This window comes from Algibacter pacificus (assembly GCF_008033385.1).
In the GTDB taxonomy this organism is placed as follows: Bacteria; Bacteroidota; Bacteroidia; order Flavobacteriales; family Flavobacteriaceae; genus Algibacter; species Algibacter pacificus.
On sequence record NZ_VOGY01000022.1, the window covers coordinates 1 to 6,141 of the forward strand.

A 6,141-nucleotide genomic window follows, 5' to 3' on the forward strand; every position below is an offset into this window, starting at 1 on the left:
TCCATCTTTTTGCTTTATTATTTATTACTAATTAAGACTATAAAAATGTTTTAGTTTCCTAAAGGCTGGGATATTAATCACAACGTTGTTGTATAAGGTTTGTTGCGTTGGTTTTGCAATAAATTTAGTAAATAATTACTAACAAAGAAAGTCCGCGAGGACTTTCGCAAGTAAGCAAAAAGCCAGCAATAAATTTTATACGGTGTTAGCCACTGTGTTTTATTTTTTCCTCAATTTCTTTATTTAAAATGAATTCTCTTTCAAAATTTGGTAATTCAACATTGTCAAGTTGACTTTTAAAAATCACATAATAACCTTGTGTTCTAAAGTATTCAATAAATTCATTTTTGGTTGCTCCAATTCCTGTGTATTCTCCAACTAATAATATGAAAAATTTATCACTAAAATAATCATTCGTTTGAAAAGGCATTGATGCTTTCATTTGTCTTAAAACAGCAGGAAAGTCGTCTCCAATTATTGGTTTTATTTCAAGCCAATAAGAACTTTGTTTTTCCTGTTCAAAATAACTCCAATTTCGCCAATTGTTGTCATAAGCAAATTTCATTCCGTACCAAAGTGAAAAGGAAACATCTACTTTCTCAAAAACAGGTTTTGAAAATTTAAGTAATCTTTTTGAATACAGACCAAATTTATCATTGGAATTCGGATTTTTTAATGCGTCTAAAAAATATTCATTTTCTCGGTCTTTAGTTGATTCTAAAATTTTCAACATTGCCTTGTTGATTCTTTCAGAATTATTTTCAAATAACTTTGAATTAACTAAATATGCAAGTTTTACTCGAAATTCAGGTTTTAGAAATAAAATTTGGATTTTATTGTGTTCTGGTGTGTCAACAGGTTCTCTAAAATTATTTATAACTACATTATACAGGTTTATATGTTTTTCTTTAAAAAAACTTTGAGCTGTTAACCATTGAACATATTCTTTATCAGTTGCTAAAATTTCAACTGGTTTTCCTTTATATTTTCCAAAAGGTATTATTTTATCTTCCATTTTTCATTTCGTTCGTGAGGTTCTTGGACATTGTGGCTAACGTTGTTGTATAAGCTTTGTTGCGTTTTTTAAGCAATGAATTTAATAAATAAAACACGAACGGCGAAATTCCGAAGGAATTTCTCAAGTGAGCTATAACTAGCAATAAAGTTTATACGGTGTTGGCAACTGGCTTTTATTTTTCGTTCAGTTTATTTAATTTATTAACGTATTCTTTCGGAATTTTTTCTTGAGTTTTTAATAGTATTCCACGATATTCATATTCAAGATTTGAGTTGTTCGGTTTTGCCACAATTCGATATTTATTTTCCGTAATTTTTTTGTAAGTATTCAACCATACAATTGTGTCAATTCCGATTTTTTTCTTTTCTATTCCACTAACTAAATAAGTTGAGTCAGTTTGATATTCAACTTTAGCGATTAATTCAGAATTATCTAAATATTTTTCAATTTGAAAATTTTTAATTCTATAAATAGTTCCGATTATAGAGTCATTTTCATACAAATCAAATGTTCCATTTTCAATTCCTTTTTTTTCAGAATTACAACTCAATATTAAAATAGATGATAAAATGAGTAGAATGTTTTTCATTTTTCGTTCAGTTTTTTGCTTGTTGCCAACGTATTTGTATAAGATTAGTTGCGTGTTTTAAGCACTAAAGTTAGCAGATAAAACACAGATAGAAAGTCCGCGAGGACTTTCGTAAATAGGCTATTACCAGCAATTAATTTTATACGGTGTTGGCAGTAGTTATTTTTTCTTTCGGTTTAATATTATACTTTTTCAAAATGTCAGAATACAAACCACGAGCAGATAAATATTCTGATAATTCAATTTCAAAATCTCCATAGAGTTCAAATAGTTCTTCCGTTGGTGCGTATTTTTTCTCGAATTCCCAATAATGTTTGCTGAATAAATCTGAAAACTCGATTGATTCTTTACATTCTTTAATATCTACTAAAACATTATTAAATAACTTTATTACACCGCCTGTTTCAAAAAATGTTTCTCCGTTTTTAAAAAGAATTAAATTTGTCTTTTCCCAATTTTTAGTTTTCTCATAGCCACTTGAAAAACGCAAATTACTTTTCTCGTATTTTATTAACCAATCTACTATTGATTTTTCGTTTGAGTTATCAAATTCAGCAAGTGCTTTTTTTGCAGAAATATGATTTCTTACTAATTCGTCAAAATTCTCAATTGTCACATAAATTGACAAAAATGACCAAACAAAATTATAATCCCAATGTAAGTCTTTTACAGAATTATGTAATTTTTTATTTTCTTTAAACCAACAAACAAAATCCTCAATATCTGTTATCTTGTTTTCAAATTTCTCAAATTTTTCAACAGCAACTTCAACTTGTTTTTGTAGTGAAACAATATGAGATAAAGGATTGTAGTTTTTACTTTCGTCTTTTTTGAACCTAAAATAGATACAGTTTTTTTTAATTAGATTTTCCTCGTTTTTAATATCACTACACCTAAATATATCTACGATTTCATTATTTTCTTCTTTAAACAGTAAGTCTAAATAATCATTGTTTTTTGTTAAAAAAGTATAGCCATCACAACCTTTAAAGCATTTATTACAAGAGCCTTTGAAAACTTCCTCAAATTTAGAAATTCCTTGTTTTTTCAAAACATCAAATTCCTTGCTCAAAGTTTTAATAAACAAATCTTTAGAAACTTCCATATATGCTTTGTCATTGTCAAGAATGACATCCAACAAATCAATATTCATTTCTCTTATTGAGTTTATAATCTTTCTCTTATAACTCATTAGTTATCTTTATTAGATTTTGAATAATATTCATAGGTTTCATTACCAACTATTTCAACATTATACTCGCTTAAACTTATCATTGTTTTTTTCATTATACAATTTTCTTTTGATTGAATGGATAGGTAAGCATAGTCAATCGTTTCAACACTTGCTGAAATCATTGAGTCTATCCTAATTCTTTTAATATCATCTAGTTCAAGTTCATTTAATTCAATTCCCTTTGTGGTCAGGTATTTGTGTTCAGAATTTAAGCATTTAAAAAAATCATAACCATTTCCATATTCTGTTACCATAGAGGCTCTATTGATACATTGACTTTCACTATTTAAAGTTTTAATACTTATGCTATCAACCAGCATTTGCTTTTTTTCAGGGTTGTAATGGTCGAATTTCACACTTATTATTTTTTCACAATCATCTTGAATATGATAATTCCACTCTGTTAAATAGTAGTAATCTGTTGCATAAATATATTCCTCTTTCTCAAAGTTTGCTTTTACTTCTTCTATAATCCTATTTTGGTCATCATATTTATATCTTGTCTCAAAATTTAATTCAAGGTTATTATTTTTAATAACATAATTTTTGATTGATACGACTAAACCATTAAGGTATTGATAACTTGTTTTTTCATTTAGTATTTCATTTTCTCCTATATTTGAAAAATATTTTTTTGTAGTTTTAATTAAATCGTTTTCGAATTCATTAATTGTTTTTGATATGGTGTTTTTTTGAAAATCCGTACTTTTTTCTTCAATTAATTTATTATTATCATACTTAAATTCGTTTTGTATTATTTTGTTATTTAAAAGATTAGAAGATTTTTTGTAAACAATTTTATTGTTTTTAAGTTTTATGTCAATTATTGATATAAGTTCATTTACATCTACAGGATACCTTTTGTAGTGGTCAATATCGTAAGAATCCAAAGTGGTCGTACTATTTGGGTCTGAAAAAAAATTATGAATTAATTTAGTTTTAAATTTTGTAATTCTATATCCAAATTCATTGTATTCATATTTTTTTTCAAAAATTTCATAAGGGTAAGTATGGTCATAGTAGTTTCTATATTCTATTATTTCTTTAATTAACCTATTATTTTCATCATAAATATATTCTATCTTCTCTCCTTTGCCTTGATTTCTTTGAGCAAAGGAAAGATTTGAATAAAGTGTTATGCAGCCAGATTCATTGAATTCTTTATAGTCATTATAACCTCTTATTTTTTTTATATTTTCTTTCAATTTGTTGTTAAGAATTAGTTGTTAATATTTTCAAACAAAAAGTGAATAGAATTATTAATAGCATTTGCTGTTTTTATTGCGTCTTCTTTAGACTCAAAGGTTTCTATTAATTTTGTTTCACCATATAGTTTTTTATTAGTTAAAATTATCCAATTATTATTTTTTTGTCGATATTCGACATAATAATATGTGATATTACTACTACTTTTTTTGACTAACGTTTTTGAATGAAGCATTGGTTTTATTTCAATTCCATTTTCCGTTTTATAAACTGTTTTTCTGTTAGTTTTACTTTCAAATATCACTTTTGACATATTATTTCAAGTTTGAGTGAGTTTAATTACTGCCAACGTTTAGTATAAGAAACGTAAGTGATTTCGAAGCTCTTACCTGTCAAATTGCACTGAGCCAAATTTGCGTTTTGACACAAACTTAAAATATTTAACAAACTCGTCAAATCGCAGATTTGGCGGAGCTGATTAAATGCTCGAAAGCTCCGTAAACCACTGAACCACTTATGTTTTTTATACATTGTTGTGCATTCGTTTTTTTCAATCTCCATATTTAGGATTCAACTTTGTAGGAATTGGGGCATTAGTATCTTTCCACCATTTTTGTAAATCCTTTAAAAGTTCTTCTACCTTTTCAGGCTTGGCTTCTACTAAGTTGTTTTGCTCTCCAATATCTTCAGATAGGTTATATAATTCAATGGCATCATCTTCAAAATAGTAATGCATTTTCCAATCGCCCTTGCGTATCACAGAACCAGGCCTTGTTCTAAATAAAGGGTCTCTGTTTTCGTTGTCTTTTCTATTATAAGCCTCCAAATAGATTGGGAAATGCCAAAATAATGGGCGTTCTAGTGTTTCTGTTTTTCCTTCTAGCACCGAAGATATATTAACTCCATCTAATTCCAGCTGGGTATTCTGAATACCAGCATAATTCAAAATAGTTGGAAAGATATCGAGATTGGTAATTGGCACATCGCTCTTTGTATTTGGTTTAATTATGTTATTATAAACGAAGAAAAAGGGCTCTCGAATACCACCTTCGTAATAACTCCCCTTTCCTGCTCGTAAAGGTTTTTGTTTAGTTATTCCATACAAACCTCCATTATCTGATGTAAACACAATCAAAGTATTATCAAAAATATTTTTGTCTTTTAATGTTTGGATAAGCAACCCAATATTTCTATCTAGATTATCTACCATGGTAGCATACTCATAGTTTTTTTGACCATTCCAAGGTGCCTTATTCTTATATTTAGGTAACAAGCTATCTACTGGCGTTATAGGGGTATGTACTGCATAGGGAGAATAGTATAAAAAGAATGGAGAAGCAATAGTATCAACAAATTCTATAGCCTTTTCCATAACCAAATCAGTTAAATATTCACTTTTCCCTTTAGCAATATTCACGCTTTTATAAGGCGGGTAGTAACTTTTTGGAAGACCTGCATGACTACCACCTATATTTACATCAAAACCGTCTTCAAGTGGGTTGTGACTTAAGTGCCACTTGCCTGCATGACAGGTAGTATATCCATTACTTTTTAAGACTTCAGGAATTACAATGAATTTTGAAGCTAAGAGGTTTGTGTTTTTTGTTGGAATTAATTTACGGTCTTTAGCTTGTCCTCTTTCAGAAGAATTCACCGTATAAATCCCATGACGTGGAGTCCACATTCCTGTCATTAAACAGGCTCTACTTGGTGCGCAGTTTGCTGATGCTGCATAACCATTGATAAACACCATCCCTTTGGTAGAGAGCGCATCAATATTAGGCGTTTCGTAATATTCACTCCCCATAAAACCAACATCTTTCCAACCCATGTCATCAATGTTTATAATGACTAGGTTGGGCTTAATTCTATTTTTATTTGTTGGTCCAATGCTACAAGCATTAACTGATAAAACTAGAATAATAGAAATGACTATTATTAATCTCATATTTTTATATTTATCTACACAAAATCTCATATTCTCCTTTTTTAAAATGATGCACAACGATCTGGATATGAATCGTAGCATTCAAACCAGCTCTAAATTTTTGTTTAATACCAAGCAATAAAAATAAACAAAAACTTTGTTAAAGC

The 6,141-nt window shown here is 28.5% G+C and carries 6 protein-coding genes; all 6 read right to left on the minus strand.

Going from position 1 to position 6,141, the window contains the following annotated elements; translation table 11 throughout:
- Positions 1-205: 205 nt before the first annotated feature.
- The 6 genes from FQU21_RS16955 to FQU21_RS16980 all read right to left on the minus strand — a co-directional run bounded on the left by FQU21_RS16955 (position 206) and on the right by FQU21_RS16980 (position 5,995).
- Positions 206-1,015, minus strand: coding sequence for a hypothetical protein (locus FQU21_RS16955; RefSeq protein ID WP_147679201.1), 810 nt, complete (start codon positions 1,013-1,015; stop codon positions 206-208).
- Between the two features lie 175 nt (positions 1,016-1,190).
- The gene (locus tag FQU21_RS16960) at positions 1,191-1,607 is read right to left on the minus strand and encodes a hypothetical protein (RefSeq protein ID WP_147679202.1); all 417 of its coding nucleotides are present in this window, start codon (positions 1,605-1,607) and stop codon (positions 1,191-1,193) included.
- 139 nt (positions 1,608-1,746) lie between these two features.
- Positions 1,747-2,799, minus strand: coding sequence for a hypothetical protein (locus FQU21_RS16965; protein WP_147679203.1), 1,053 nt, complete (start codon positions 2,797-2,799; stop codon positions 1,747-1,749).
- Positions 2,799-4,046, minus strand: a complete 1,248-nt coding sequence (locus FQU21_RS16970) for a hypothetical protein (RefSeq protein WP_147679204.1) — start codon at positions 4,044-4,046, stop codon at positions 2,799-2,801. The genes FQU21_RS16965 and FQU21_RS16970 overlap by 1 nt, the downstream gene beginning before the upstream one ends.
- Positions 4,047-4,060: 14 nt before the next feature.
- Positions 4,061-4,360 carry a DUF2188 domain-containing protein gene (locus FQU21_RS16975; RefSeq protein ID WP_147679205.1) on the minus strand — a complete coding sequence of 100 codons (300 nt, stop codon included), beginning with the start codon at positions 4,358-4,360 and terminating at the stop codon, positions 4,061-4,063.
- Positions 4,361-4,597: 237 nt separating this feature from the next.
- A complete protein-coding gene (locus FQU21_RS16980; RefSeq protein ID WP_187269412.1) occupies positions 4,598-5,995 on the minus strand; it encodes a sulfatase in 1,398 nt (465 codons plus the stop codon).
- Positions 5,996-6,141 lie beyond the last annotated feature (146 nt).

Bases quoted from the DNA above. Each gene is read 5' to 3' on its own strand.
- FQU21_RS16955 (WP_147679201.1), bottom strand. From the start codon at position 1,015: ATGGAAGATAAAATAATACCTTTTGGAAAATATAAAGGAAAACCAGTT.
- FQU21_RS16960 (WP_147679202.1), bottom strand. From the start codon at position 1,607: ATGAAAAACATTCTACTCATTTTATCATCTATTTTAATATTGAGTTGT.
- FQU21_RS16980 (WP_187269412.1), bottom strand. From the start codon at position 5,995: ATGAGATTAATAATAGTCATTTCTATTATTCTAGTTTTATCAGTTAAT.
- FQU21_RS16965 (WP_147679203.1), bottom strand. From the start codon at position 2,799: ATGAGTTATAAGAGAAAGATTATAAACTCAATAAGAGAAATGAATATT.
- FQU21_RS16975 (WP_147679205.1), bottom strand. From the start codon at position 4,360: ATGTCAAAAGTGATATTTGAAAGTAAAACTAACAGAAAAACAGTTTAT.